22 protein-coding genes and 2 tRNA genes are annotated in these 26,317 nt (G+C 67.5%); 18 read left to right on the top strand and 6 right to left on the bottom strand.

The features are described 5' to 3' along the window. Positions 1 to 45: 45 nt before the first annotated feature. Both RIA68_07275 and RIA68_07270 read left to right on the top strand, forming a co-directional pair. Complete coding sequence (locus RIA68_07275) at positions 46 to 690, top strand: hypothetical protein (protein ID MEQ8317240.1); 645 nt, start codon at positions 46 to 48, stop codon at positions 688 to 690. Between the two features lie 231 nt (positions 691 to 921). After that, positions 922 to 1,533, top strand: coding sequence for a superoxide dismutase (locus RIA68_07270; protein ID MEQ8317239.1), 612 nt, complete (start codon positions 922 to 924; stop codon positions 1,531 to 1,533). On the opposite strand, the gene RIA68_07265 is transcribed toward RIA68_07270, so the two are convergent. Further along, positions 1,512 to 1,781: a hypothetical protein gene (locus tag RIA68_07265; protein MEQ8317238.1), complete on the bottom strand. Its 270-nt coding sequence runs from the start codon at positions 1,779 to 1,781 to the stop codon at positions 1,512 to 1,514. The genes RIA68_07270 and RIA68_07265 overlap by 22 nt on opposite strands. A 577-nt stretch (positions 1,782 to 2,358) precedes the next feature. Between RIA68_07265 and RIA68_07260 the strand changes: the two genes are divergently transcribed. The 5 genes from RIA68_07260 to RIA68_07240 all read left to right on the top strand — a co-directional run bounded on the left by RIA68_07260 (position 2,359) and on the right by RIA68_07240 (position 9,951). Then, positions 2,359 to 3,429 carry a sigma-70 family RNA polymerase sigma factor gene (locus RIA68_07260; protein MEQ8317237.1) on the top strand — a complete coding sequence of 357 codons (1,071 nt, stop codon included), beginning with the start codon at positions 2,359 to 2,361 and terminating at the stop codon, positions 3,427 to 3,429. Between the two features lie 373 nt (positions 3,430 to 3,802). Next, positions 3,803 to 4,987: a PilT/PilU family type 4a pilus ATPase gene (locus RIA68_07255; GenBank protein ID MEQ8317236.1), complete on the top strand. Its 1,185-nt coding sequence runs from the start codon at positions 3,803 to 3,805 to the stop codon at positions 4,985 to 4,987. Between the two features lie 86 nt (positions 4,988 to 5,073). Continuing rightward, entirely contained in the window at positions 5,074 to 6,807 is a 1,734-nt protein-coding gene (locus RIA68_07250; GenBank protein MEQ8317235.1) for an ATPase, T2SS/T4P/T4SS family, read from the top strand. A 25-nt stretch (positions 6,808 to 6,832) separates the two neighbouring features. Further along, positions 6,833 to 8,647, top strand: a complete 1,815-nt coding sequence (locus RIA68_07245; GenBank protein MEQ8317234.1) for a CvpA family protein — start codon at positions 6,833 to 6,835, stop codon at positions 8,645 to 8,647. A 77-nt stretch (positions 8,648 to 8,724) separates the two neighbouring features. Beyond that, the gene (locus RIA68_07240) at positions 8,725 to 9,951 is read left to right on the top strand and encodes a hypothetical protein (GenBank protein ID MEQ8317233.1); all 1,227 of its coding nucleotides are present in this window, start codon (positions 8,725 to 8,727) and stop codon (positions 9,949 to 9,951) included. 9 nt (positions 9,952 to 9,960) lie between these two features. Here RIA68_07240 and RIA68_07235 read toward each other — a convergent pair whose 3' ends face one another. Next, entirely contained in the window at positions 9,961 to 12,624 is a 2,664-nt protein-coding gene (locus RIA68_07235) for a phosphoenolpyruvate carboxylase (GenBank protein MEQ8317232.1), read from the bottom strand. A 109-nt stretch (positions 12,625 to 12,733) separates the two neighbouring features. After that, positions 12,734 to 12,807 (bottom strand) — tRNA-Arg (locus tag RIA68_07230). Between the two features lie 259 nt (positions 12,808 to 13,066). Here RIA68_07230 and rpsT point away from each other — a divergent pair. Both rpsT and RIA68_07220 read left to right on the top strand, forming a co-directional pair. Beyond that, positions 13,067 to 13,339: a 30S ribosomal protein S20 gene (gene rpsT, locus RIA68_07225; protein MEQ8317231.1), complete on the top strand. Its 273-nt coding sequence runs from the start codon at positions 13,067 to 13,069 to the stop codon at positions 13,337 to 13,339. Between the two features lie 96 nt (positions 13,340 to 13,435). Continuing rightward, entirely contained in the window at positions 13,436 to 14,287 is an 852-nt protein-coding gene (locus RIA68_07220; protein ID MEQ8317230.1) for a CPBP family glutamic-type intramembrane protease, read from the top strand. 7 nt (positions 14,288 to 14,294) lie between these two features. Here RIA68_07220 and RIA68_07215 read toward each other — a convergent pair whose 3' ends face one another. After that, on the bottom strand, positions 14,295 to 15,164 hold the full coding sequence (locus RIA68_07215) for a GC-type dockerin domain-anchored protein (protein MEQ8317229.1): 870 nt from the start codon (positions 15,162 to 15,164) through the stop codon (positions 14,295 to 14,297). Positions 15,165 to 15,309: 145 nt separating this feature from the next. On the opposite strand from RIA68_07215, the gene RIA68_07210 reads away from it, so the two are divergent. Further along, positions 15,310 to 15,384: transfer RNA gene (locus RIA68_07210), tRNA-Glu, on the top strand. Here the strand turns inward: RIA68_07210 and RIA68_07205 are convergent. After that, the gene (locus tag RIA68_07205) at positions 15,382 to 15,627 is read right to left on the bottom strand and encodes a DUF1427 family protein (protein MEQ8317228.1); all 246 of its coding nucleotides are present in this window, start codon (positions 15,625 to 15,627) and stop codon (positions 15,382 to 15,384) included. The two genes, RIA68_07210 and RIA68_07205, sit on opposite strands and share 3 nt — an antisense overlap. A 162-nt stretch (positions 15,628 to 15,789) precedes the next feature. Between RIA68_07205 and RIA68_07200 the strand changes: the two genes are divergently transcribed. The 8 genes from RIA68_07200 to RIA68_07165 all read left to right on the top strand — a co-directional run bounded on the left by RIA68_07200 (position 15,790) and on the right by RIA68_07165 (position 25,938). Next, on the top strand, positions 15,790 to 18,630 hold the full coding sequence (locus RIA68_07200; GenBank protein MEQ8317227.1) for a sodium/proton-translocating pyrophosphatase: 2,841 nt from the start codon (positions 15,790 to 15,792) through the stop codon (positions 18,628 to 18,630). Positions 18,631 to 18,853: 223 nt separating this feature from the next. After that, positions 18,854 to 20,464 (top strand): DUF4331 domain-containing protein, encoded by a 1,611-nt coding sequence (locus tag RIA68_07195; protein ID MEQ8317226.1) that lies wholly within the window; start codon positions 18,854 to 18,856, stop codon positions 20,462 to 20,464. Positions 20,465 to 20,541: 77 nt separating this feature from the next. Beyond that, on the top strand, positions 20,542 to 21,351 hold the full coding sequence (locus RIA68_07190) for a DUF4198 domain-containing protein (GenBank protein MEQ8317225.1): 810 nt from the start codon (positions 20,542 to 20,544) through the stop codon (positions 21,349 to 21,351). A gap of 384 nt (positions 21,352 to 21,735) precedes the next feature. Next, positions 21,736 to 22,797, top strand: a complete 1,062-nt coding sequence (locus RIA68_07185; GenBank protein ID MEQ8317224.1) for a rod shape-determining protein — start codon at positions 21,736 to 21,738, stop codon at positions 22,795 to 22,797. Positions 22,798 to 22,832: 35 nt separating this feature from the next. After that, positions 22,833 to 23,747, top strand: coding sequence for a rod shape-determining protein MreC (locus tag RIA68_07180; GenBank protein MEQ8317223.1), 915 nt, complete (start codon positions 22,833 to 22,835; stop codon positions 23,745 to 23,747). Continuing rightward, entirely contained in the window at positions 23,744 to 24,304 is a 561-nt protein-coding gene (locus tag RIA68_07175; GenBank protein ID MEQ8317222.1) for a hypothetical protein, read from the top strand. Before RIA68_07180 ends, RIA68_07175 begins: the two co-directional genes overlap by 4 nt. A gap of 43 nt (positions 24,305 to 24,347) precedes the next feature. After that, entirely contained in the window at positions 24,348 to 25,463 is a 1,116-nt protein-coding gene (locus RIA68_07170; GenBank protein MEQ8317221.1) for a putative sugar nucleotidyl transferase, read from the top strand. 76 nt (positions 25,464 to 25,539) lie between these two features. After that, entirely contained in the window at positions 25,540 to 25,938 is a 399-nt protein-coding gene (locus tag RIA68_07165; GenBank protein ID MEQ8317220.1) for a 2Fe-2S iron-sulfur cluster-binding protein, read from the top strand. Positions 25,939 to 25,965: 27 nt separating this feature from the next. Here RIA68_07165 and RIA68_07160 read toward each other — a convergent pair whose 3' ends face one another. Next, positions 25,966 to 26,268, bottom strand: a complete 303-nt coding sequence (locus RIA68_07160) for a 4a-hydroxytetrahydrobiopterin dehydratase (GenBank protein MEQ8317219.1) — start codon at positions 26,266 to 26,268, stop codon at positions 25,966 to 25,968. Positions 26,269 to 26,317: the final 49 nt, after the last annotated feature.

Genomic DNA, 26,317 nt, shown 5'->3' with positions numbered 1-26,317 from the left:
GGGCCCCATGACGTTCGCAAAGACACCCGAGAAGGGGATGAAGAGATGAAGCATGGTATCGCGAGCATCGTTGTCGTGGCCGGCCTGACCGCAGCGGCCAACGCCCAGTTCACCGATTACGGCGACCGGGCTGCGTGGGAGAGCGATTCGATCGTCAGCGGCGACTTCGAGACCGAGACGTTCGACGGCAGCTTCGATCCGCTGCAGCCCTCGAGCGGCCCGATCGCGTTCGACTGGGGCACGGTCGAAGTCATCGGCGTTGACAGCACCACCGGTTCGCCGGCGATCGCCGACGGCACGTTCCAGGGTTCGATCTTCCCGGCCAGTGGCCACGTCCAGTATGTCTTCACCTTCGACAGCCCGATCCAGGCCTTCGGCTGGGACACCTTCGGCGCCGCGTCGGGCATCGGCATCGCCATCGAGACCGACGAGGGCGTCGCCGACGTGCTCGACTACACCTCGGGCTTCGGCGACACGTTCCTGGGCTTCACGAGCAGCGAGCCGGTGAGCGAGGTCCGCATCATCGCGGCGCCGAGCTACGGCGGCACCGCCGTCGGCGAGATCTTCGACGCCGACGACCTGGTCTTCGCTGGCGGAGAGCCCTGCCGCGCCGACTTCGATGGCGACGGCCAGCTCTCGATCTTCGACTTCCTGGCGTTCCAGAACGAATTCGACGCCGGCTGCGAGTAAGCAAGGCGATTCGAACACGCTGAGCATCCTTCAAACCCCTCGCCCGTCGGCGGGGGGTTTTCCGTGTGGCGATGGCCGACAACCAGCGCAGGACCCATTGCCCGAATGCCGGGCACGTTGGCCCATACCATGCAGGCAGACGTGGCCTCGCATCTCCCGCGACGGCTCGTCCCATATCGCCCTGATACCGGCCCCCTCGATCGGAGGCCCGGACACGAAGGAGAGCCCAGCATGCCTTACTCGCTTCCCAGCCTGCCCTACGCCACAGACGCGCTCGCGCCCCACATCGACGCGAAGACCATGGAGATCCACCACGGCAAGCACCACCAGGGGTACGTTGACAAGGTCAACAAGGCCCTCGAGGGCTCGCCGCTGGCCAACAAGCCGATCGAGGACGTCCTTCGGAGCATCAACGAGGTATCCCAGGACCAGCGGCAGGCGGTCATCAACAACGGCGGTGGCCACGCCAACCACAGCTTGTTCTGGGAGATCATGAGCCCCGACGGGGGCGGCTCGCCCGAGGGCGACCTGGTCAAGGCGATCGATGCCGATCTGGGTGGGTTCGAGAAGTTCAAGGAGGACTTCGCCAACGCCGCTGCGACCCGATTCGGATCGGGCTGGGCCTGGCTGGTCGTCGACGGCGGCGGCAAGCTCCAGGTCACGAGCACGCCGAATCAGGACAGCCCGTTGATGGACGGCCACACGCCGATCCTGGGCATCGACGTGTGGGAGCACGCCTACTACCTGAACTACCAGAACCGTCGTCCGGACTACGTGAAGTCGTGGTGGAACGTGGTCAACTGGACGAAGGTCGCCGAGCTCTACGGCAAGGCGCGCGGCTGAGTCTGCGGCTGATCGGCTCGTTGGTCGACGGGCCGCGTGGCGGCTCCGCCCTCGAGTTCGGCCTGGTAGGCTTGGTTCAGCAGCACGAACAAGACGATCAGCACCGCGATCGGAGACAGGACCACGCCTGTCACGATCGCGTTTTTCTTCCATCCGCCGCGCCGCGATTGCTCCGCCATGCCGGATCGTAGTTGAACCAGGCAGTAAGGGATAACCGTCAGGGAAATCTGGTGAAAACTGATGGACACGGACCAGGATTTCCGTTATCTTGGCGGCTGTGCTCGCGTGGGTCGTCGCAGGGATTGCGATGCATCGATCCGCTGACGAGGTCGTGGGGTCCGAGTGTCGACGAGCCCGGAAGATTCACCAGTCGTCGCGTCATGCGAGGAAACTTTTTCTCGCGCGTGTCGTATACCATGGGTGCGTCTCCGACAGGCAGCGAGCCAAGGCGAAGCAAGGGCCGCTGCCGGAGCCGAGGACGAAAAAACGCGTGCTGCCCCGAACGCCCGGACTGGGTTTCGTATTAGGGGTTTCCCGTGTATCTGAGTCGTCGGTGGCAGGAGGTAGGTACAAGTCTTGTTGGGGCTCGGAACCTCCGTGGACGGAGGGAATGGGCGATGTTGGTGGTGTGGCCGCTCGGGTTTTGGTATCACTCGGGCGAACAAGGCCGTACCGGTAGGTGTTAGCAGGCGTTGGGTTATTCGCGCGGGTCGGGAAGTCGGCCCGGGTGCAAGGCAGCATGATGTGCGGCATGGCAAGATCCGCCGGGATCGCCGCACGGTTCGGGCCCTTCGGGGCGTGAACCACTGCGAAGGGAAGTGACCGATGAGGCAGAATCGTGGCAAGGGGCCGAGCCCGCTGGAGCAGGCTCGCCGCAGGCAGCACGCCGGCATTGCCGGACAGGGCGTCGTCGCGCGCGGCGCCCGCCGCCGCCTGAGCCCCGACGACGAGCGGCTGCTCGACCAGATCATGGCCCAAGAGATGGACTACATCGACAGCCCCGCCTTCTACGAGGACGGGGCCGAGGGCAAGATCTACGAAGAGGCGCCCGACATCCAGAAGCCCGATACCGCGTGGTATCACCCAGTGATGGACGACCTTTCGGCCACGCGGACGCGGACGGTCAAGAGCAGCCAGCAGGTCATCCTGACGGCGGCCGAGGAAAAGGTCCTGTTCCACCAGTTCAACTACGCGCGGCATCGCGTGTGGATGCTGCAGCAGGAGGTCTGGGAGAATCCCAACCGGAAGCCCAACCCCGAGCAGGCCGAGAAGATCCTGTGGTGGTATCGCCGGGCCGACCTGATCCGCGAGCAGATCGCCGAGACGAACCTCGCGCTCGTGCTGGCGATGGCCAAGCGGACGCGGATGAGCGAGGTCGACTTTGCCGACCTGGTGAGCGAGGGCAACATGGCCCTGCTCCGCGCGGTTGACAAGTTCGACGCCGGTCGCGGCTACAAGTTCAGCACGTACGCCTGTCGGGCCATCCTGAAGGCGTTCAGCCGCCAGGGCATGAAGCTGAGCAAGTACCGCCAGCGGTTCCCGACCGACTTCGACCCCAAGCTCGAGAAGTCCAACTTCCTCGAGACCAAGCGGGCCGACTTCGAGCGTGATGCGGCCGAGGAGGTCAAGCGGATCGTCATGGACAACCGCGCCGACCTCACCGACGTGGAGCGCACGGTCATCGAGCACCGTTTCGGGCTCGAGAGCGGCGAAGAGAAGCCCATGACCCTCGAACAGGTCGGGCAGATCATCGGCGTGACGAAGGAACGCGTGCGTCAGATCCAGAACAAGGCCATGGAGAAGCTCCGGGTCGAGCTGGAGGCCAACTTTCTGGGCGTCAATCAGGAAGAAGAGGAGCAGGGCGCCGAAGCCGGCGAAGTTGCTCCGACGGCCTGACGCCGCGACATCTTGACCACCAATGGGGCCGCGATGGCCCCATTTTCGTGCGCGGGCCGGGTTGGCTGGTTGGGAACTGGCCGCCGCGCGCCTACGAACAGGGTCCGCGAATCGGGGGCGGCTGGCGTCACGGCCGCCCCGAGGACCCCGAAATTGGCCCTTGGGGGCCCGGAAAGGGCCATCGTCGGTAACGGTCGGGGGGGTGAGTGGCGCTACATTTAGGGCTCGACCCCTCGCGAGACGTCGGGGCGAACCCTTGCCCGCACGGGCGTTCGGGCAACCCGCCCGCGTCGGATCTGGTAGGCCTCTCCATGGGGCCGGCATTGGTTTCGGTGAATGCGTCGCCCTCGGCGGCGACGGGAGTTGGTAGAGCATGAGCAGCGCACACACGGCGGTCCACAAGGATGAACCCGAGGGGCATACGGCTCCGGCCGTCGACATCTTCGGCGGGCAGCGTGATCCCCACGCGACCCGGCTTGGCGAGTTCCTGAAGGCGTGTATCAAGTTCGGCGCGTCGGACCTGATCATTAAGACCGACCAGCCGCCGAAGCTCCGCATGCGGGGCGCCCTCAAGCCGCTGGACACCAAGCCGGTGACGCCCGAGGACTGGCAGGAGATCATCAACGCGACGCTCGACGAGGACCAGCTCAAGGACCTCGCCCACTACGGCAGCGTGGACTTCGCGTACGACTACGACGAGAGTGCCCGCTTCCGCATGAACCTGTTCAAGGCTCGCGGGCACATCTCGCTGGCGGCTCGCCTGATCACGAGCAACATTCTTCCCTTCGAAGGCCTGCACCTTCCTGAGGTCATGGGCAAGATCGCGTTGCAGCCGCAGGGCATCGTGCTGCTGAGCGGCGTGACGGGTTCGGGTAAGTCAACGACGATCGCGTCGATGATCGACTACGTGAACCAGCGCAAGAACGTGCACATCGTGACGATCGAAGACCCGATCGAGTACATCTTCCACGACAAGAAGGCCACCATCAACCAGCGCGAGATCGGCATCGACGTGCTGGACTTCCGGATCGCCCTGAAGGCCCTGGTGCGCGAGAACCCGGACATCGTGCTGATCGGTGAGATGCGCGATAAGGACACGTTCGAGGCCGCGCTCAACGCCGCCGAGACGGGCCACCTGGTGTACGGAACCATTCACGCGTCGAGCACGACGCAGACGTTCAGCCGTATCTACGGCTTGTTCGAGACCGAAGAGGTCGAGGGCATCCGCCGCATGCTGGCCTACCAGATGCGTGCGTTCGTGTACCAGAAGCTGCTGCCGACGCTGCACGAGAACATCCCGCGTATCCCGGCGATCGAGATCTTGATCAACGACACGGTGGTGCAGAAGCACATCCTCGAGGAACGCGAGGGCGAGCTTCGCGAGTATCTCAACTCGATCGAGGCGCAGCAGCAGGGCATGGTCGACTTCAATGCCTGGCTGGTGAAGCTGATCGAGGAGGAGTACATCCACCAGCGGATCGCGATGGAGAGCAGTCCGAACAAGGACGACCTGCAGATGCGCCTGAAGAAGTTCGGCGGCGCCTCGCAGAAGCGTTGAGCCTCGCGTACTCGATTCGTTCGGCGTCGATCGACCGCCGTGCCTCGCAGCCGACTGGCCCTTGACACGATAAAGGAATGCCACTCGTGGATCCGACCCAGTTCTTGCTCGTCCCCGCGCCGTCGGCCCTGCTTGCCGATGCCAGCGCGTTCGTGCTCGCCTCGTGGTGGAAGGCGTTGATCTTCGTGGCGATGTTCGCGGGCTGGGGATGGTTCGTCTCGACCGTGGCCGACAAGCACGCCGCACGGTTCTACCTGCCGCGCGAGAAGTGGAACTTGGTTTACATGGTGACGGCGCTGCTGGCGATCGCCGTGATCGTGGTGAACCCGCTGGAGGGCATCGTGGCGTTCCTGGCCGCGGTGCCGGCCGTCGCCTTGCTGCTGGCGGTGCCTCCGTTCATGTACGTGCAGTCGGCCAACAAGGACGAGCGCGTGCCAGAGGAGCACAAGCTGTCGATGAACATCGCCAGCTGGATGGAAGCCCGCAAGGAGGCCCGCGAGGCCCGCAAGGCAACCGGCGTCCAACTTGCCATCGTCAAGCCCGACGGCGTGTCGATGGATCCGCCCGAGGAAGGCACCAGCGAGATGGTCGTCCGTGCGGCGGCCGAGAAGCTGTACATCGATGGCATCGCGGCGCGAGCCCACAAGATCGAGCTGCTCCCCGCGGGCGAGAAGGGCTACGCAGTGGCCCACACCGTCGACGGACTGCGCACGATCGTGGGCGACCCGCTGAGCCCGCAGGACGCCATGCGGGTGATCGCATTCTGGCAGAGCGCCTCGGGCCTGGAGCCCGGCGAGCGTCGTCGCCAGGTGGGCGAGCCCGACATCTCCAAGGGCGGCGAGCGTCACCATCTTCGGATCATCACGAGCGGCGGCCAGCAGGGCCTGAAGCTGACGATGGTCGTGGACCCGTCGAAGTCGGTCCGCCGGAGCGGCGACAACCTCGGCCTGCTGCCCCAGCAGCGTGAACTGCTGAACAAGCTCGTGAGCGACGGCAGCGGGGTGGTGTTGCTCGCCGCGCCCAAGGGCATGGGCCGCACGACGATGCTGTACTCCGTGCTGAAGATGCACGACGCGTACACGTCCAACATCCAGACGATCGAACTGGAGCAGCAGGACACGCTGGAGGGCATCCGTCAGAACGACTGGAGCCCGACCGGTGGCGGCCCGGATCACGCGACCTTGCTGCGGTCGATCCTGCGACGTGACCCGAGCGTGGTGGGCGTTGCCGAACTCGTGGACGAGGCGACCGCCATCGAGGCAGCCAAGGGCGATCTTGAGCACACCCGCGTCTACCTGTCGATGCCCGCGGACAACGCCCTGCAGGCCGTCGAGATCTTCCGTCGCGCCCTGCACGACAACTCGCTTGCAGCAAGTGCGCTGCGGGGCGTGGTGGCGGGCAAGCTCGTGCGGGCGCTGGCGAAGTCGAGCCGCGAGGCGTACGTGCCCAGCCCGGACATGCTAAAGAAGCTGGGGCTCTCCCCTGAGAAGGTCAAGACGCTCTACCGCCACCGCACGCACGTGGAGGTCAACAAGAAGCTGGTGCCGTGCCCCGAGAGCGGCGGCACCGGTTTTGTCGGCCAGATCGGCGTGTTCGAGGTCTTCGGCATCGATGCCGATGCGAAGGCCGCCATCGAGCAGGGCGATATGAACGCCCTGGCGACGGCGTTCCGCAAGCAAGGCGTGCCGAGCATCCAGCAGGCCGCGATCATCCGAGCAGTCGAGGGGGAGACCAGCGTGGACGAGGTGATCCGCGTCACGGTCGGTTCGTCCAAGAGCAAGTCGGCCTCGACGCCCAAGCCTGCCGCCGCCGGCGCCTGAACAGCCTGCCCGCAAGGAGTATCCGATGCTTTTCACGATCTTCGCACTGGCAGCCGTGCTCGTGTTTACCTGGGTGTGGGTGATCCGCGGGTTCTTCAGCGCGTTCCTGCACCTGTTGTGCGTGCTGGCCGCGGGCACGGTGGCCTTCGCGGTCTACGAGCCCGTCACCATGCTCATCCTGGGCCAGGCGCCCGACCGTGGCATCGGCACGATCCTTCGCGACACGGCCCATGGCATCTCGCTCGGGCTGTCGTTCGCGATCGCGCTGACGATCTTCCGCGTCGTGGTCGACAAGGCCGTACCGCACAACCTCAAGTTCAACGAGAACATCGAGTACGTCGGCGCGGGCGTGTGCGGCTTGGGGACGGGCATCATCACCGTCGGCTTCATCCTGATGTCGCTGAGCATGATGCGGTTCGGGCCCGACAAGCCCGTGCAGGGACTGGTGTTCACGCAGGAGGGCGGCGGCGCTCGTGGAAGCGTCGTGCGGAACTCCTCGCCCTTCAGGCCCTACGTCGACGAGTGGACCGCGGGGCTGTATTCGTGGATGTCCCGCGGCTCGCTGGCGACCAGCCAGCCGCTGGCCAAGTGGCACCCGGGCTTCCATGAGATGGGCTCGGCGATGCGGACGACCTTTGCCGGTCAGAGCCGCAACGCCTCGCGACCGGACGAATTCAACGTCATCCAGTGGTACGCGCTGGGCGACATCGATCGCGGCGGGAACATCTCGCAGCTCATGCGCGACCGTTGGCAGAACGTGCAGCAGCGCGTCATCGGGCTCGATGGCGAGGAGATCACCAACGGGTACGTGGCCGGCGTGGTCGTCGAATTCGACGCACAGGCCCGCGAATTGGGCGGTGGTGCCAAGATCGTGCTGGGGAACGCACAGATCCGGCTCGTGGCCGAGCAGGGCGACACGGGCTACACGCGTGCCTTCCACCCGTCGGCGGTCATCAGCCAGGCCGACGCCGAAGAGCCCACGCTGGCACGCTTCCGCTTCGATGCCGACGAGACGTTCATCGCGTCGGTGGGCGGCGGTGCGAAGGCCATCATGGCGTTCGACTTTGCCCTTCCCCGCGGCTATCGGCCGATCGCCATCTACATCCGTGGTGCGCGGCAGAAGCTGGAGAAGACGCCCGATCGAACGTTCACGTCGACGGCCGCGCGTGACGACGCCGTCACGACCTTCGAGTATGGCGGCGTCGACCTTGCGGACTTTGACTCCAGCATGGCCGTAGAACTGGAGACCATGAGGGGGCGTCAAGAAATCGAGCCCGAAGAGTACTTCATGCGGCTGCAGAACACGCTGCCGGGCCGCCTGCTCATCAAGAAGGGCACCGAGCGTGGGCTGGAAGTGTTCAAGGGCGACAACGACCGGTACTTCACGATCGTCGGTGGCGTCGAGCAGTTCACCTCGAACCAGCTGCGTGGCCAGTTCATCGATCCGGCCCTGCGCGTGGGCGGCTTCGCGCAGTCGGAAGACATCCGGATCGTCCAGATCGACGTTGGTCGCGATTCGGACCTGGCGCTCAACGGCCCGGTCTTCCAGAACCTGACCGGCAACGAAGCACCCATGCTCGTCGACGAGGAAGGCCAGATCTATCCGCCGGTAGGCTACATCTGCATCGAGGATGCCAACACCTACATCGCCTTCACGCCCAGCCAGCCGATCTCCGATCTCGGCAGCCTGCCGTTCACGGTCAGCCGCAGCCGCGCCGTGCAGGACACGTACTTCATCTATCGCGTTAGCGCGGGGGCGAACATCCAGGCGATGATCGCGGGGAACATGGTGGTAGCCACGTGGGCGCCGTCGGTCGAGGTTCCCGTGGGCCGGCGGTAGTCCGCGGCCATACTCCGGACATCCTGCAACGCCGGTGCTGCTCGAAGCGCCGGCGTTGTTGCTTGCTACCCTGCTCCATGCCCACGACGCTCGCCCCGACGATCGACGCCGATGCACGCACGACGCACCACCGCTGGCTGGCCGCGCTGACCAGCATCCCCACGGTGGCGGGCCGGGAGGATCGCGTCGTGGCGTGGGTCCGCGACTGGGTGGCCCAGCGACCCGAGCTCAGGATGAGCCGCGACGACCACGGGAACCTGACGATCCGCCGTGTCGAGCCGTTCGCGCCGGGCGAGCCGGTGTACGTCACTGCCCACCTCGACCATCCGGGGTTCGCCGTCGAGTCGATCGAGGGCGACCGCGAGCTCGTCGTCGCATTCCGCGGCGGCGTGATGGACGACTACTTCAACGACGCCCGCGTGCAGGTGCACCCGGCCGAGGGTGAGCCGCGACCGGGTTCGATCGTCGAGCGGATCGAGCCTGCGTCGGGGGAGGAAGAGCTGTTCAAGCGGTACCGGGTCCGGCTCGACGAGGGCCACAACACCGATGGACTGAGCAGCGAAGACATCGCCACGTGGCTCTTGCCCGCGTCGTTCGTGGCCGAGGGCATCCTGAACGCGCCAGCCTGCGACGACCTGGCGGCGGCGGCCGCAGCGCTGGCGGCGCTCGACGAGCTGCTGAAGCTCAAGTCCCGCGGCGAGCCGGTCGGTCGCGACGCACGCGTGTTCTTCACTCGGGCGGAGGAGATCGGCTTCGTCGGGGCCATCGGCGCATGCCGCGACAAGAGCATCCCCGAGGGGGCGCCGGTCATCGCGTTGGAGAACAGCCGCGCGTTCGATGACTCGCCCATCGGCGGCGGTCCGATCGTGCGCGTGGGCGACCGGTTGACCGTCTTTACGCCGCGCCTGACGGCGGCCGTCGCCGCGCGGGCCGAGGCGGTGGCCGGCGGGCCCGCGACGCCCACGGCCTCGCAGAAGCAGAGCGAGATGCCCAAGTGGCGCTGGCAGCGCAAGCTCATGGCGGGCGGGGCGTGCGAGGCCACGGTCTTCTGCGCCGCGGGGTACGAGGCAACGTGCGTCTGCCTGCCGCTGGGCAACTACCACAACATGGCCGACCTCTCGGCCGTGCAGGCCGGCACGAACACCACGCCGGCGGCGATCGGGAGCGAGCAGATCTCGCTGGAGGACTTCGACGGGCTGGTCGACCTGCTGGTCGCGTGCGGCCAGGAGCTCACGCCCGGCGGCGGCATCGAGCAGCGATTGCAGAAGATCTGGGACGATCGCAGCTTCGTGCTGAGCGAATAGCGGACGCGGTCAGCCGGTCGATTGCATGGCCGCGGCGATGGCGTTGACGCTCGCTTGGAGTACCGTCCCGAGGCGCTCGCGTTCCCGCTCGTCTGCGTCGCGGTACCGCGTGAGCAGTTCGATCTGTGCCAGGTTCAAGACGTCGGTCCAGGGGTTGCGCTCGTGGATCGAGCGGCCGACGACGGGGGCGTGATCCATAAGGTACTTGCGGCCGGTGAGCCTCGCGATGGCGTCTCTGGTGCGATCGTGCTCGGCGGCGACGAGGTCGTACATCTGCCGGCCGCCCGGCCCGCGCATCGCGTAGCGGCGGAAGATCGGCATGCGTGCCCGGGCGAGCTCTTGGGCGGCGTTGTCGAGCACGGTGCCGAGGAAGGCTCGCTGGTCGATTGCCTCGCGGAGCTCTCCGACCTGCGCCTCGCTCGCGTGCTCGATGGCGGACCCCAGCCCGTACCACCCGGGCGCGAGGGCGCGCATCTGGACCCACGAAAACACCCAGGGAATGGCGCGGAGGTTCTCGAACAGCAGCCGGCTGCCGGTCGCGCGCGAGACGGGCCTGGACGCGATGGGTAAGCCGGCGATGTGCTCGACCGGGCTGGAGCCGGTAAACCAGGGCCAGAACGCCTCGTCGTCGATGAGCGAGCGGTACGTGCTGCGCGCGTGGCCAGCCAGGTCCAGCAGCGTGCTCTCGAAGGCGCCAGCGCCAGCAGAGGGCACGCGCGAGGCCTCGGCCAGCATCGCGGCGTGCACGATCTGCTCGAGGTGCCGGCGCGCCATGGCGGGCAGGGCGTATCGGAACGTGATGACCTCGCCCTGTTCGGTGAACCGCAGACGCCCGCTGCGGGCCGCCGGCGGGGCGGCCAGGATGGCCCGGCCGGCGCGTCCGCCGCCGCGGCCGATCGTGCCGCCCCGACCGTGGAAATACCGCAGGCGTACGCCGTGCCGCTCGAAGACCTCGGCGATCCTCCGCTGGGCGGCGTGCAGGGCGGCGTTGGCCATCAGGAAGCCGCCATCCTTGTTCGAGTCGCTGTAGCCCAGCATGATCTCCTGCTCGGGCGGGCCGTCGCTGGTTGCCTCGACGTGGGCTCGGAAGATCGGGTCGGCCAGCGCCTCGTCCATCAGCTTCGGCGCGTTGGCAAGGTCGTCGACGGTCTCGAACAGCGGCACGATCTGGATCGACAGCCCGACCTCGCGCATCAGCAACAGCAGCGCTAGCAGGTCGCTCACGTGGCTCGTCATCGAGATCACCCAGCAGCGGACCGAGTCGGGTTCACGCTCCACGGCGTCGCGAACGACGCGCAGGGTTGCCATGAGTTCGGCCGTCTCGTCGCTGAGCGCATCGGCCTCGCGCACGAGCGGGCGGTGGTGCGAGAGCTCGCGGCGGAGCAACGCCAGCTTCGCGTCTTCGTCGAGTCCTTGGTAGTCGTCTTCGACGCCGGCGATCTTGAGTAGTTCGGCCAGCGTGCGGGCATGCACGCCCGAGTGCTGGCGGACGTCGAGCGTCGCGAGATGCAGGCCGAAGGCGCGGGCTCGTGTGATGGCGTCGGCTAGCAGGCCCTCCTCGGCCACGCGCTTGAGGCCCGGCATGCCGGTGTGGTGCAGGGCCTTGCGGAGCGTGAGGAGGTCGGCCAGCAGGTCGCGCGATGCGTAGCCGGCGTCGTCGAGTGTTCCGATCATCTCGGTGATCTTGACGCGCAGCGGCTCGTGGCGGTACTGGCCCTCGTTGTCGGTCGGCAGGTCGCTGCCCAGGTCGGCGCGCTGGCTCGAGACCGAGAGGGCATCGTGCAGGCGGCCGAGCTCGTGCTTCCACAGGCTCCGCGCCGTCTCGCCCATGAGTGCAAGCGTGCGGTGCGTGACGTCGGCGGTGACGTTCGGATTGCCGTCGCGGTCGCCGCCGATCCAGGAGCGATAGCGGAGCATCGCGGGCAGGTCGTTGGCGACGACAGCGCTCTGGTCCTCGCCCAGCGTGCGCTTGGCTGCCCACGCCACGTCGCGCACGAGCCGGGGTACGGCCTTCCAGATGGTCGTGCGGACGAAGTACAGCCCGTTGCGCACTTCGGCGGGCACGTCCAGCCGCTGCACGCGTACGTCGTCGGTGGTGAGCAGGAGCGAGATGGCGCGCTCCAGCCGCCCGTGCACCTCCGCCCGCTCGCGGGCGGTCAGGTCGTCGCGGCCCAGCCGGGCCACGCTGGCTGCGACGTCGGCTTGCTTGTCGAGCACGGTCCGGCGGCGGGCCTCGGTAGGGTGGGCCGTCAGCGTCGGGCCGATGTCGAGGCGTGTCAGCAGTTCGGCGATGCCCGCCGCGTCCATGCCATCGGCGACGAGCCGCTCCATGCCTTGCTCGATCGACTCGGGCCGCGCGGGGCCGCCGGCCGACTGGATCTCCCGCTGGCGATTGACGCGGACGATGTTGAGCTGCTCGGCCTTGTTGAGCAGGTGGAATCGGGCCGTCCCCACGCGGATGAGCCCGGCCAAGGCGTCCAGGTCCATGCCCGCCAGCGTCTTGGCGGCCTGGTCGAGGTCTTCTTCGCCGGCGAACGAGCCGCAACGGTTGGCCACGGCCTGCCCGGCCCGGAAGTGCTCGCCCATGCCCACGCGCTCGCAGGCACGAGCGAGGGCGTCGAGCACGGTCGATTGATCGCGGGCGAGTTCGGACGGGGGGCTGGCGTCGGGCATGCCCGATTGTTCGAGCGCACGAACTCGGAGCGTGGCTCAAACAGGGGCCGCGCACGAAAAAGCGGCCCGACGGCTTGGTGACCGGGGCCGCTTGCATTCGTGGGGGCAACACGGGTGTAGGGATTCGAACCCCAAACCTCCTGATCCGTAGTCAGGTGCTCTATCCAGTTGAGCTACACCCGCTCGCGTAAACGCGGGGCGATGATAGCACGGACCCCTGCCTCGGGGCAACGCCCGTCTTGGCTCCCTGGTGGGATTCAGGCTCAGGGCGCTTGATCCGGGGGGGACTGGGCGGCAATAATCCTCTCACCCGAGGCGTGCTCTTGGCGAAGAGGCCGGCGTCACGCAGTTGCGGGAAAACGGCCTCATCTCGTCCAAAGGCCCGTCTCGCTCGCCCGCCCGTCCGTTTTGGCGGCGAGATCCAAGGAGGAATGGTTCGCCCATGGCCCACACGGTTTCTGCACGCAAGCGCATCCGCCAGAACGAACGCCACCGCGCCCGCAATCGCTGGCGCCTCAAGGCCATGCGCGAGGCGATCAAGGACTTCAACGAGAAGCTGGCCCACGGCTCGGTCGACGAGGCCAAGGCCTCGTTCCTCACCGTGCAGAAGGTGCTCGACCGCACCGCCTCCAAGGGCGTCATCCACCCCAACCAGGCCGCCCGTCGCAAGAGCCGCCTGAACGCGAGGCTCAAGGCCAAGGCCACCGGCGGCTGACCGACAGGCGCCGTTGCCACACCTGATCACTACGTAACCCGTCGCTTCGAGCGACGGGTTTTTGTTTTCGGGCGTTCAACGTTTACGATTGGCCGCATGCCACGTACGTCCGCGCCGAAGGGCGACGAAACCAAGCACAGCGATGCGTCGCCCGAGGGCCCGGCCCTTGCCGAATACGCCCGCGCGTCTCGCACGCCGCTGCACGTGCTTGCATTCTTGATTCCGCTCATCCTGATCTACGAGGTGGGCCTGGCGCTGCACCACGAGGAACTGGCCGCCTCGGGCGGCGTGCGCGCGTGGGCCATGATCGCCGGGGCGATGGAGACCCTGGGCGTTTCACCGTCGACGGTTGTGGGCTACTCGCTGCCGGCGGCGGTCATCGTGGTCGTGCTGCTGCTGTGGCACGTGTTCGAGAAGCGGCGGTGGAGGCTGAAGCCACTCGTCGTGCCGCTGATGTTCGCCGAGGCGGTGGCGTGGATGGTGCCGCTGCTGCTCTTCGCCGGCGTTCTGACGCGGATGACCCAGGCACCCGGTGCTGGCGTGCCGGCAACGCCCGAGCCGTCCGCGATCCCATTGGTTCCCGCGAGCCTCGACGCCCTGGGCCACCTGAGCTGGCAGGCACGCATGGTCATCGCCATCGGGGCGGGGCTGTACGAAGAGTTGCTCTTCCGCATGGCCCTGCTCGCGCTCCTGCACGCGGTCCTGGCCGACCTGTGCCGCCTGAAGCCCGGCGTGACGGTCGCCATCGCGCTGCCGGTGAGCGCGATCGCCTTCATGCTCTACCACGACGTGTGGACGAGCACTGGTCTGGCAATCGCCCCCGCGCTGCTGTATCTGGTCGGCGGGCTGTACCTCGGGGCCATCTACCTGCTGCGGGGCTTCGGCGTCGCGGTGGGGGCGCACGCGTGTTACAACGTGACGGTGCTGGTGCTACTGGGGCCGGCGTAGGGGCGGTTTACGGGCAGCCCGCGCTAAAGTCATTCAGATAGCCCAGGAAGTCGAACACCGTTAGCTCACCGTCGCGATCCCAGTCGGCGATGAGCGTGCGACCGATGCCGAACTCGTCCTGGAACACCAGGAAGTCGAAGAGCGTCAGCACACCGTCGCCGTCCAGGTCGGCCCGGCAGCCGGCCGTGAAGGTGAACTCGATCGTGTGGGCCGCAGTCGCGTCCAGGCCGGGCGTGCCCTCGGTGCTCGATGCCAGGGTGCCACTGCTCTCGAGGGAGTACACCCCCGGGCCGAGCATGATGCTGGTTCGATAGGAAAGCTGGCCGGGCACGGGCGGGCCTTCCAGCAGCACGGTGCCGTCGGCGTCGAGTACCGAGGCCGGAATGAGGTCGCGCAGCTCGACGCCGGGTTGGCTTGCGGGAGGCGTGGTCCGCACGTCGAGTTCAAGCGTGATGGTGTTGAAGACCACGATGGCTACCGCGTGCGACCAGCCCGATTCGCACCGCCGCAGGTACGGCGGCTCGATGGGATCGAACAACTGGTCAATCTCGACGCCAACGTCGGCGGTCAGCCGCTGGATGGGCTCGATCGCCGGACTCTCGAGCTCGCCCTCGACCAGCACGGTGGCGACTACGCCTGGCTCTGGAATCGTGGCAGGGCCTACGGGCAGGAACAACTCGGCGCTGGGAAAGGGCATGCGGTCGCCAAGGACGGAACGCTCTTCGAAGATCGGGACCCCGAAGCCTCGGTCGAGCTCGCCAAGGCCGTGTGCTCTCACGTCTGCCGCGGCCACGAAGGCGTCGACCTGGGCCGCTGTGCCCAGCGGAAAGGCGGCGAGCACCGTGCATGCGATCGCGAATTGGCGGTCGAGGGGCATGTCTGATCTCACACGAGATAGCTTACTGCAAGCTGGCAGGTCACGCAAGGCAAAGATGCCCCGGCTGCGACCGCGTCAGCCTGCCGAGTTGACCCCGCCCCACATCCCTGGTAGCGTTGCCTCTGGCGTTTTTGCTTTGCCGACTGGCCCCATCGTCTAGTCTGGTCCAGGACGCCAGGTTCTCATCCTGGAAACCCGGGTTCGAATCCCGGTGGGGTCATTCGCCCGCGGCGGTCCTTGGATCGTCGCGGGTTTTTTCTGTCTGGGCCGGGTCGGTCTGGGCCGAGACCTCCACGGGAGGGAGCACTCGGTCGGCCGCCAGGTACCCCAGCGTGACGGCGAGGACCAGCAGGGCCCCGATCAGCTTGTTGGGGGCCGGCACGGGGACGTCGATCCAGCGGCAGGCGGCCCCCAGAGCGAAGGCCAGGGCGAAGCCGATCACGGTCTTGAGCGTCACGGGCATGGGGCGGGATGCTCCGGATGGAACTAGGGGCAGATTCCCCGCGCGAGCGGGTCGGAAAACGGGAGTGTCCGATCTATGATCGGCCCTTCTCACGATCCGTCCTCGCCAGAATTCACGCGACGTGAACCCACGATCCGCATCTCGTAGAAGGGACCCTGCCTCATGCCCGTGCCATCGACGCCATCGCTGACCCTGACGCTCGGGGCCATCGGCGACATCCCAGCGCCGTTCTACGTCGCCCCGATCGCGGGCATCGCCGCCCTGGCCACCGCGGTCTACCTGCGCGGCAGCGTCATGAGCAAGCCCGAGGGCGAGGGCGAGACCGTCCGCATCGCCCAGGCCGTCCGCGATGGCGCGATGGCCTACCTCAAGAGCCAGTACAAGGTCGTGGGCATCGTCTTCATCTTCCTGATCGCCGTGCTCGGCCTCATGGTCTGGGCCGAGCTCGAGCCCGTCTGGGCCATGGTGGGCGTGCCCGTCGCCGGCTTCCTGAGCGGCCTGTGCGGGTGGTTCGGCATGCGGATGGCGACCAACGCCAGCGCCCGGACGGCGACGGCCTGTAAAGAGAGCCTCAACGACGGACTCACCGTCGCGTTCCGCTCGGGCGCGGTCATGGGCCTGACGTGCGTGGGCGTGGCCATCCTGGACCTGAGCTTCTGGTACTTCTTCTTCGTGAGCTTCGGCGACAAGCTCGGCGCCTTCAGCCTGGCCGAGGAAGGCAACCGCGAGGGCCTGCTGGCCGCGATGGTGACCGTGCTGATCTCGTTCAAGATGGGTGCGTCGCTGCAGGCCCTGTTCGCCCGCGTGGGCGGCGGCATCTTCACCAAGGCAGCCGACGTCGGTGCCGACTTGGTCGGTAAGGTCGAGGCCGGCATCCCCGAAGACGACGCACGCAACCCGGCGACCATCGCCGACAACGTGGGCGACAACGTCGGCGACGTCGCGGGCATGGGCGCCGACCTGTACGAGAGTTATTACTCGAGCATCATCGCCGCGATCGCCCTGGGCGTGTCGGCGGCCTTCAGCGTGACCGTGCTCCGCGGCATGGAAGGCGGCTTCGACCTGGCCATGAAGGTCGGCACGCTTCCGATCGTGCTGGCCGGCGTGGGCATCATCGCCTCGATCATCGGCGTGTTCGCCGTGCGGACCAAGGAAGACGCCGGCTTCAAGCAACTGCTCAAGAGCCTGCACGTGGGCGTCTGGCTCGCCTCGGGCCTGCTGGTGCTCGCGGCGTTCGGCGTGCCGTTCTTGCTGGTGGGCGACGCCGAGACCGGGCGGACCCTGGGCGTGCAGTGGTGGCAGTTCAGCCTCTCGATCTGCGCCGGCCTGTTCAGCGGCTTGCTGATCGCCTGGTGGACCGAGTATTGCACGAGCTACGAGCACCCGCCCACCAAGCGCATCGCCAGCCAGGCCATCACCGGGCCGGCGACCGTCATCATCACCGGCATCGCCGAGGGCATGAAGAGCACGTGGCTCTCGATCTTCGCGGTGGTCGTGGCCATCCTGGTTGCCTTCGGCATCTCGGGTGGCAACGAGAACCTGCTGATGGGCCTGTACGGCGTGGGCATCGCCGCCGTCGGCATGCTCGCGACGCTGGGCATCACGCTGGCGACCGACGCCTACGGCCCCATCGCCGACAACGCGGGCGGCAACGCCGAGATGGCCGGCCAGCCCCCGGAGGTCCGCGAGCGCACCGACCTGCTCGACTCAATCGGCAACACGACCGCCGCAACGGGCAAGGGCTTCGCCATCGGGTCGGCCGCGCTTACCGCGCTTGCGCTGCTGGCGGCGTATGTGCAGGTGGTCCAGTACCACGTCGATAAGCAGACGACCAAGTTCGCCAACGAGCAGGTCGTCGTGATGACCGCTGATGGCACGGCTGAGCTCCAGGGCGCTGTCGCGATCTACGAGGGCCACCGGCGTTTCGGGATCATGGCGCCCGGCGAGGGCCGCGACGGCGGGAACTACACGGGCGGCGCGATCATCCTCGACCCCAGCCAGTTCGACGAGATCGCCGAGCGCGGCCACTTCGGTGGCGGCGGGGCGCTCGACCTGGTCGAGCCCGGCATGGAGTTCACGCTGATGTGGGAGGGCGACCTCGCCACGTCTCGCAACCTCACGCTCGTGGGCGATCTGCCGCACGACAACCACTCGCACGCGATCACGATCCGTGCGGTGTCCACCGGGCAGATCACGATCTCCGACATCCTGACGTTCTACAACGTGACGATGACCAACCCGAGCCTGCTAGGCGGGCTGTTCATCGGCGTGATGCTGACGTTCCTGTTCTGCGCCCTGACCATGGACGCGGTGGGCCGGGCGGCCAACATCATGATGCAGGAGTGTCGCCGCCAGTTCGGCGAGATGCGTGGGCTCTTCCGCAAGGAGGGCATGAGCGAGGAAGACATCGCCAACCCGCAGAGCTGGCCCAACCAGGTCGGCTCGGGGGCCGAGACCTATCCCAACTACGCCCGCTGCGTCACCATCGCGACCAACGGCGCGCTCAAGGAGATGGTGCTCCCCAGCATCCTGGCGGTGCTCGTGCCGGTTGCGACGGGCCTGGCGCTGGGCGTCAGCGGCGTCATGGGCCTTCTCGCTGGTGGGCTGATCACGGGCTTCGCGGTGGCGGTCTTCATGGCCAACGCCGGCGGCGCGTGGGACAACGCCAAGAAGCTGCTGGAGAGCTACGGCCGCATCACCGCGACCGACGCACTCAACGACTCGGCCAAGCGCGAGAAGATTCCCGCGGACATCCGCGATGACATCCTCGCGCGTGCCCGCGAGATGGTCGAGAGCGGCCACGGTGACGAGTACGTCTACGGCAAGGGCAGCGACGACCACAAGGCCACCGTCGTGGGCGACACCGTGGGCGACCCGTTCAAGGACACGTCCGGCCCGTCGCTCAACATCCTCATCAAGCTGCTCAGCTCGGTGGCGGTGGTGTTCGCGGGCGTGGTCGTGAAGTTCGCGCCGGGCATCGGCGCGGCGCTCGGCCTGAGCTGAGTCCCTCGAACTGGCGGCTTCGGTCGCGATACCAATACGCTGAACGGCCCGTGGCTCGCTGCGGGCCGTTTTCCTTGCACGCGCGGAAATCGTGCGTCGGTGGTGCATCGGTCCTGCAAGTGGCCCCGAATCCGTCTCCAGACCCGCTCCAGGACGTTCGGCGGAGGCCGGGGCGACGCCGCCCCGGGCGCTGTCGCATGCCCCGCACGCGAAGGAGATGACGATGCCGAACATCCGAAACAGACTCGCCCGCACCGGAACCTGCATGACGGCCGCCGCCGCCATCGCTGCCGCCGCAGGCGCGGCTGCGTTCATGACGCCCGCGACGCTGGCCTCGAGCCACAGCGACGCGCCGTTGATCGACCAGGACCCCATGGCCAACCTGACGGACGTGTACGCCTTCGTCGGCACGAAGTACGACGACCCGAGCGTCGAGGTCCTGAACATCGTGGCGAACGTCCGCCCGTTCGTTGAGCCCGGCGATGGACCGCACTACGAGCGCTTCGCCGACGACGCCCGGTACAGCCTGCACGTGGCGAACCCGATGACCGGCGAGACGCTGATCCGCTACGACTTCACGTTCTCCGACGTCGACGGGGGCCTCAAGAATCCCGGCACGATCCTGAGCTACGGGCTGGGCACCGAGCCCGGCGCGATCATGGAGATCGGCGACGCGCGGCAGAACTTCACCCAGACGTATGCGGTTGAGCGTGTCGATGGCTCGGGCGCGACGACGCTCGCGTCCGATGCCGTCACCGGCCCGCCCAACCCCGGCAACCGCGTCACGCCGCTGTACAACGACGCCGACGGATTCGCGATGTCGGGCGCCCAGACGCTCGACGACCTCGACGCCTATACGCGCCAGGCGATCATCGACGGCGACGAGGGCACGGTGTTCTTCGCCGGCACCCGCGACGACAGCTTCTATGCCGACGTACCGGGCGTGTTCGACCTGCTGAACCCGCGCATCCTCGATCGCAACGGCGACCTGAGCGACGGCCTGGGCCAGGACGGCAACGGCGTCGACGGCTTCAAGGGCTTCAACGTTCTGACGTTCGCGGTGCAGGTGCCGCTCAGCGAACTGCCGCAGCTGCCCTACAGCGATGCCTTCTTCGGCGACCAGCGGGGCGTGGGCGTGTACGCCTCGGTAGCCCGACGCCAGTTCACCGAGCGCGTCGCGGGCGACGACATCCGCTCGACCGGGCCGTGGGTCCAGGTCAATCGCCTGGGCAATCCGCTGTTCAACGAGGTGCTCGTCGCGCTCGCCGACAAGGACCGCTACAACGCGACCGACCCGGTCGACGACGCCCAGTTCTCGACCTACGCCGAGAATCCGGAGGTTGCCGCGCTGATCAACCTCGTCTATGGCACCGACTTCGCGACCTCCGGCCGTGTCGATCTTGCCGCCGTCTACGTCCCAGACGTCATCCGTGTCGCGACGACGACCGGACCGGTGCGCCTGGCGGGCGACGACGGCTTCAGCCGGCTCGGCTTCATCGGGGGGGACGTGACCGCGGACATGGGCGGCGTCTCGAGCGGATGGCCCAACGGTCGCCGCTTCGGCGACGACGTCGTGGACATTGCGCTCACGGCCGTTGCCAGCGGCCCCGACTACGCCGCCATCACGCTCGTCGGCGACAACGTCACCGAGAACGACATTCCTTTCAACGGCGTGTTCCCGTATGCGGCGACGCCCCACTCGGGCGCCAACAACAGCAAGGATCGCACGCCGACGGACTTCGACATCGCCGACATCGACGGCGACGGCATGATCACGATCTTCGACGTGCTCGAGTTCCTGAACATCTGGGAGCGCGCCGGCGCATTCATGTAACCCAACCGACTCGATCTACGCCGCGACGCGTTGACGCGCTTCGCGGTGCTTCGCTCCCCGATCCACGGAGTCCCACGATGCAATCGCGACGCCTTCTCCCAATCATCGCGGCCGTGCTCGGCTGCGTCAGCCTCGCCAGCGCCCACGAATTCTGGGTGCGTCCGAGCCAATTCGAGGCCGCCCCGGGCCAGCTCGGCCGGTTCTTCCTCATGCACGGCCATCGCTTCGAGGGCGAGTTCGTGCCTCGCAACGAGCCGTACGTCAAGCGGTTCGAGATCGTCGATGCGCAGGGCACGCAGCAGGTCATGGGCCGCCATGGGCAACCGACCAACGTTGCTCGGCTCCGCACCGCTGGCACCAGCGTGATTGCCTACGAGAGCGAGGAAGTGCTCAGCGAGCTCGGGCCCGAGCGATTCGCGGCCTATCTCGAAGAGCAGGGGCTCGATCACATCACCACGCAGCGCGAGGCCCTCGGCGAGACCAACCAGCCGGGCATCGAGATGTACGCCCGCTGCGCCAAGGCGCTCGTGCGCGTCGGTGAGGATGCCGCAGGCCTCGAAGACCGCGTCGTCGGGCTTCCACTCGAACTCGTCCTGGAGCCGCTGGAATCTGCGAGCGCCGGGCAGCAGGCCCGCGTGCGGGTGCTCTACCTGGGCGAGCCGATGGCCGACGCGCGGGTAGTCGCCGTCTCCCAGCGGGCCGCGGCCGGCGGAACGTCGTCGGCCCAGATCGTGCGGACGGACGCCGAGGGCTACGCGCCGATCGACCTGGAACTCGCCGGCCCCTGGATGCTCACCTGCCTGCACATGTTCCGCACCGACGACCGGGACGATGCCGACTGGAAGAGCTTCTGGGCGTCCCTGACGTTCGCGGTCGGCGAGGGCTGAACGGGATCGAGCCAGCCGAAATCGGCGCGTGGCAACGGGCCACCGTAGGCGTCATGCCCATGGTCGCCCGGCGGCTTCCGTTGCCTCGTTCGGTTGTCGCGGCCGGGCCTACGTGGTCCGGCTATGCCACTTGTATCGGTCGCTCCGGATGCGCTGTTGAGTCGAACACGTGAAGTTTTAACGAACCGAGTAAAATCGGGTTTTGTATGGTTTGGGTGGCCACGCCCGCAGATTCTGCCGAGCAATGCGGTTCGTCCGGCCCCTGTGCATGCTGACCGATTCCTATAATCTCACGCCTGCCGTCCGCCGGGGCCGATGGATCGCCCCATGCGGAGTATCCGTCGCAATGACGCCGCGGCGGCTGGCCAGGAGGGCGACGCGGCAGTGCGGTACCTAGACCGTATCACGAGCTTGTTCAGTGTCGATATGGGTATCGACCTGGGCACTTGCAACACGCTTGTCGCCGTCCGCGGGCAGGGCATCGTGCTCAACGAGCCCAGCGTGGTGGCCGTCCGCAAGGGCACCAACGAGGTCCTCAAGAACGGGCAGGCCGTCGGCTGGATGGCCAAGGAGATGCTGGGCAAGACGCCCGGCTCGATTGCCGCCGTCCGCCCGCTGAAGGACGGCGTGATCAGCGATTTCCAGATCACCGAAGCCATGCTGGGCTATTTCATCCGTAAGGTGAACCAGCTGACGCGCAACTGGGGCTTCATCGGGCCACGCGTGGTCATCAGCGTGCCCAGCGGCATCACCGCCGTCGAGAAGCGAGCCGTCTTCGATAGCGCCGAGCATGCGGGCGCCCGCCGGACGTACCTGCTCGAAGAGCCCGTGGCCGCGGCTATTGGTGCCGGGCTGCCCGTGGCCGAGCCGACCGCGAGCATGATCGTCGATATCGGCGGCGGCACGACCGAGGTCGCCGTCATGTCGCTGGCCGATATCGCCGTGTGCGAGAGCGTCCGCGTCGCTGGCGACGACATGGACGAGGCGATCATGAACCACATGCGCCGCACGTACAACCTGATGATCGGCGAGCAGACCGCCGAGCGCATCAAGATCGAGCTCGGCTCGGCCGGTAAGGCCAGCGACGAGAGCACCATCGAGGTCCGCGGCCGCGACATGATCAGCGGCCTGCCCCGCAAGGCCACCATCACCAGCGAGGAGATTCGCGAGGCGCTCAGCGAGCCCATCAGCCAGATCATCGAGACCGTGACGCGGACGCTCGAGAAGGTCGAGCCCGAGCTGGCCGCCGACCTGGTCGAGAACGGCATCATGCTCGCCGGCGGCGGGGCACTCTTGAGAGGGCTGCCCGAGGTGCTCCGCAAGGCAACCGGCCTCGAGTGCAAGCTGGCCGACGATCCGCTGACGTGCGTCGCGCGCGGCACGGCGATCTACCTCGAGCACATCGAGGAGTGGAAGGCCACCCTCGAGAACGACATCGACGTGTAAGCGGGCCACCGCCTGCCCGACTCTCCCGGGGCGCCATGGCCGGACCACTCTCCAGACGACCCAGTGCCAGGACGCTGCTGCGAATCAGCCTGGTGCTGCTGTTCGTGATGGCGATCGTGCCGATGCGCTTTACACGCTGGACGACGGGCTTCGCCGACGTTGCCGTCACCGTCTCGGCGCCGGTCAGCAACGCCGTCCGCTGGGTGTCCGACCCGCTGACGCGTCCCTTCCGCCGGTCCGCCGACCCGGCCTTGGCCGAGCAGTACCTGCAAGAGCTCGAGGTCGCCCGCCAGCGCTCGCTCGACCTGGATCTCAAGGTGCGAGAGCTCGAGCGGCTGGTGTTCGAGCTGCAGCGGGGTGCCGAATTGACGCCCGAGCTGGGCGTGCAGCAGGTCGCCGCCCCGGTCATCGGTCGCTTCAGCGAGGCGTCGAGCAAGGCCCTGCAGGTGCGCGCCGGCACGGGCCGCGGCGTGGTCGAGAATTCGGTCGCCGTCGTCGAGGGCCTCCAACTGCTCGGTCGGGTCGAGCGCGTGACCGGGGCGTGGTGCGTCGTTCGCCCGATCACCGACAAGGCGGCCGGCGGCCTGATGGCACTGGTCATGACCGGCGATGAACTGGAGAGCGGCATCCAGTGCCGCCTCGAGCCCGCCGGTGGGGGGCGGCTCGAGGGCCCAGCAACTTGGGTGTTCGACGAGACCCGCCGCGCGCCCGTCGAGATCACCGTTGGCATGACCGTTCGCCTGCGCGACGAGACGTGGCCGCGGAGTGCGCAGATGTTGATCGTCGGTGAGGTGGTCGAGGTGTCGCCCGCGCCCGACGAGCCAACGCGGACCATCATCACCGTCGCGCCCACCGTGCCGCTGCAGCGTGTCAGCGAGGTCGTCCTGCGTGTGCCGATCGATCCGGACACGGAGGACGCGTCGGGCTCCGATGAAGGAGGCGCACCGTGAATTGGCCGGTGTTCGCCATCGTCGCCTACCTGCTGCTCGGCCTCGAGCGAGGATTGCGAGACGCGCTGGCGATCGGCCCGGTGCAGCCCAGCTTCCTGCTCGCGCTCGGGGCATACATCGCGCTCAGTGCGCCGCCCATGCACGCCGTCTGGGCCTGCCTCGTGCTCGGGCTCACGCTCGACCTCACCGGCGGCTGGCCCATGCTCGCCGGCGCCGCCCAGCCGCTCGTCGGTCCGTATGCCCTCGGGGCCGTGCTCATGGCCCAGGTCATCCTGACGCTCCGCGGCAAGCTCGTGCGACACCATCTCGCAACGCTCTCGGTGCTCACGCTCTTCGGCGTGATCGCAGCGCAGCTCGTCGTCGTCGTCCTGCTGACGATCCAGAAGCTCACAGGAGCCCCCCTCGCCTTCCAGCCGGGCAGCGAGCTGCTGGTCCGTCTCGGCTCGGCTGGCTACACGGCGGTGCTCGCTTTGCCGCTGGGCCTGTTGCTCATCGCGATCGCGCCCCTGCTCGGTTTTGCCGGCAACGGTCCGAGGCCTTGGCAGCGCCGGTCATAGCCTTCCGCGGTCCTTCTTCGGCATTCTTACGGGGAGCCACGGCGTGAAGCTCATCCTCTTCGACGACGGCCGGGGCGAGCTTGCCCCGCTGACCGACCTTCGACCGGCCTTCGACGTCCGCACCGGCGCCTGGACCGCGATGCAGCGCTGGGCCGACGCGGGCATGCAGCCCAGCGGCGTCATCGTGCCCGACGCGATGGAGGCCCTCGCCCGAGAGTCCCACCCGCGCTTGAAGGTGAACGAATCGGCACCCGAGGAAGCCGTGATCGTCAACGGTCGATGGCCGCTGGCGGCGCGCGAGTTGGAGGCGATCGCCGCGCTCGAGCCCGGGCAGGCGCTCATCCAGGGCGACACCCTGCTCGCTGCCCGGATCGCTGATGCCGGGGCCGACTGGCTCGATCCCGAGTCGTACGACACCAAGGAGCGCGACGCCGAGGTGCTCGAGCGCTGCTGGCACGTGCGGACCCATCGAGACGCGTGCATCGCGTACGACCTCGCAGCGATGGCGCCGGCCAAGGGCGTCGTCGTGCGCGAGGGCGCCAGGGTCGCCGAGAGTGCCGTGCTCGACGCCAGCGACGGCGCAATCGTGATCGACGAGCACGCGCGCGTGGGCCACCACGCCGTGATCATCGGACCGGCCTACGTCGGCCCGGGCTCGACGGTCATCGAGCACGCGACGATCCGACCAAACACGGCCATCGGTCCGATGTGCAAGGTCGGCGGCGAGATCACCGGCGTGATCTTCCAAGGCTACGCCAACAAGGCCCACGAGGGCTTCCTGGGCGATTCGTACGTCGGCTCGTGGTGCAACCTGGGCGCGGGCACCACCAACAGTAACCTGCTGAACACCTACGGCCCGGTCGTGATGGACCGCCAGCGCACGGGCGAGACGTTCATGGGCTGCGTGCTGGGCGACCACGTCAAGACCGCCATCGGCACGCGCATCATGACCGGCGCCATCGTGGGAACGGGCACGATGTGGGCCGCCAGCAAGCCCATCATCGGGCGCGTCGGCCCGATGCGTTGGGTGACCGACGCCGGCGAGAAGGCCTACCGGGCCGAGAAGTTCCTGGAGGTCGCCCGGGCCGCAATGGCGCGGCGGGACAGGGAGCCGAGCGAGGCCGAGTGCGATCGATTCGAGGTACTCTCGGGCAACTGACGCAATGGATGCGGGCAACCCGTAGCACCCTCTTTGGATTGAGTCCAAGCCTCAATTTCGGGCCCTATGCTGTGCCATGCACTTACGCCACAGCGATCATGACCACGGGCCCAAGGAGGTTCCCGTCAAGTTCATCCTCGAAGACCCCGAATCGCTGACCGGCTCGGATCGCGCCGAGTGGGAGGTCTTGGCGGCCAAGGGCGAGCACCTGCTCGAGGTCGCCGTCGACAACGGCATCAACATCGAGCACGCCTGCGGGGGCGTGTGCGCCTGTTCCACCTGCCACGTCTACGTCGAGCAGGGCATGGGCGACGTCGCCGAGGCGACCGAGGCCGAGGAAGACCGCGTCGAGGAAGCCCCCGGCCTGCAGATGAACAGCCGGCTGAGCTGCCAGTGCGAGGTCGAGGGCAGCGGCCCGATCGTCGTCCGCGTGCCGGCCTGGAATCGCAACGCGGTCAAGGAAGTGCCGCACTAGCTCGACTACGGATGCTCAGGCCGTTGGTCAGGCCGTCGCGCCCACGATGCCTTCGGCGGCCTGGTCGGAAAAGCCGGCCAGGTCGAAGTCCTTGACCGTGATGCCGCCGGCGTCGTGGGTCGACACCGTCAGCGTGACCTTCGAGTAGCGGATCAGCACATCGGGGTGGTGCTGCACGCGCTCGGCCTCCTCGGCCACCTCGTTAACGAACCGCATCGAGGCCTTGAAGTCCGCGAACTCGTAGGTCCGCTGGATCTCGCCGCCGACTTCGGTCCACTCGGGGTGATGCGTGAGGCGATCCTTCACCTCGGCTTCGGAGAGCTTCTCCATCGTGCCACACTCCATCCAGCCGGACTCCGGGGGCCCGCGACTCCTCCGC

The organism is Phycisphaerales bacterium, from assembly GCA_040217175.1.
In the GTDB taxonomy this organism is placed as follows: Bacteria; Planctomycetota; Phycisphaerae; order Phycisphaerales; family UBA1924; genus JAHCJI01.
The sequence above is the reverse complement of the archived record's forward strand: the minus strand, read 5'-3'. Positions and strand labels throughout refer to the sequence as shown.

Excerpts from the sequence above, each read along its gene's own strand:
- RIA68_07275 (MEQ8317240.1), top strand. The coding sequence starts at position 46 with ATGAAGCATGGTATCGCGAGCATCGTTGTCGTGGCCGGCCTGACCGCA.
- RIA68_07270 (MEQ8317239.1), top strand. The coding sequence starts at position 922 with ATGCCTTACTCGCTTCCCAGCCTGCCCTACGCCACAGACGCGCTCGCG.
- RIA68_07260 (MEQ8317237.1), top strand. The coding sequence starts at position 2,359 with ATGAGGCAGAATCGTGGCAAGGGGCCGAGCCCGCTGGAGCAGGCTCGC.
- RIA68_07255 (MEQ8317236.1), top strand. The coding sequence starts at position 3,803 with ATGAGCAGCGCACACACGGCGGTCCACAAGGATGAACCCGAGGGGCAT.
- RIA68_07245 (MEQ8317234.1), top strand. The coding sequence starts at position 6,833 with ATGCTTTTCACGATCTTCGCACTGGCAGCCGTGCTCGTGTTTACCTGG.
- RIA68_07240 (MEQ8317233.1), top strand. The coding sequence starts at position 8,725 with ATGCCCACGACGCTCGCCCCGACGATCGACGCCGATGCACGCACGACG.
- RIA68_07235 (MEQ8317232.1), bottom strand. The coding sequence starts at position 12,624 with ATGCCCGACGCCAGCCCCCCGTCCGAACTCGCCCGCGATCAATCGACC.
- rpsT (MEQ8317231.1), top strand. The coding sequence starts at position 13,067 with ATGGCCCACACGGTTTCTGCACGCAAGCGCATCCGCCAGAACGAACGC.
- RIA68_07220 (MEQ8317230.1), top strand. The coding sequence starts at position 13,436 with ATGCCACGTACGTCCGCGCCGAAGGGCGACGAAACCAAGCACAGCGAT.
- RIA68_07215 (MEQ8317229.1), bottom strand. The coding sequence starts at position 15,164 with ATGCCCCTCGACCGCCAATTCGCGATCGCATGCACGGTGCTCGCCGCC.
- RIA68_07205 (MEQ8317228.1), bottom strand. The coding sequence starts at position 15,627 with ATGCCCGTGACGCTCAAGACCGTGATCGGCTTCGCCCTGGCCTTCGCT.
- RIA68_07200 (MEQ8317227.1), top strand. The coding sequence starts at position 15,790 with ATGCCCGTGCCATCGACGCCATCGCTGACCCTGACGCTCGGGGCCATC.
- RIA68_07195 (MEQ8317226.1), top strand. The coding sequence starts at position 18,854 with ATGCCGAACATCCGAAACAGACTCGCCCGCACCGGAACCTGCATGACG.
- RIA68_07190 (MEQ8317225.1), top strand. The coding sequence starts at position 20,542 with ATGCAATCGCGACGCCTTCTCCCAATCATCGCGGCCGTGCTCGGCTGC.
- RIA68_07180 (MEQ8317223.1), top strand. The coding sequence starts at position 22,833 with ATGGCCGGACCACTCTCCAGACGACCCAGTGCCAGGACGCTGCTGCGA.
- RIA68_07165 (MEQ8317220.1), top strand. The coding sequence starts at position 25,540 with ATGCACTTACGCCACAGCGATCATGACCACGGGCCCAAGGAGGTTCCC.
- RIA68_07160 (MEQ8317219.1), bottom strand. The coding sequence starts at position 26,268 with ATGGAGAAGCTCTCCGAAGCCGAGGTGAAGGATCGCCTCACGCATCAC.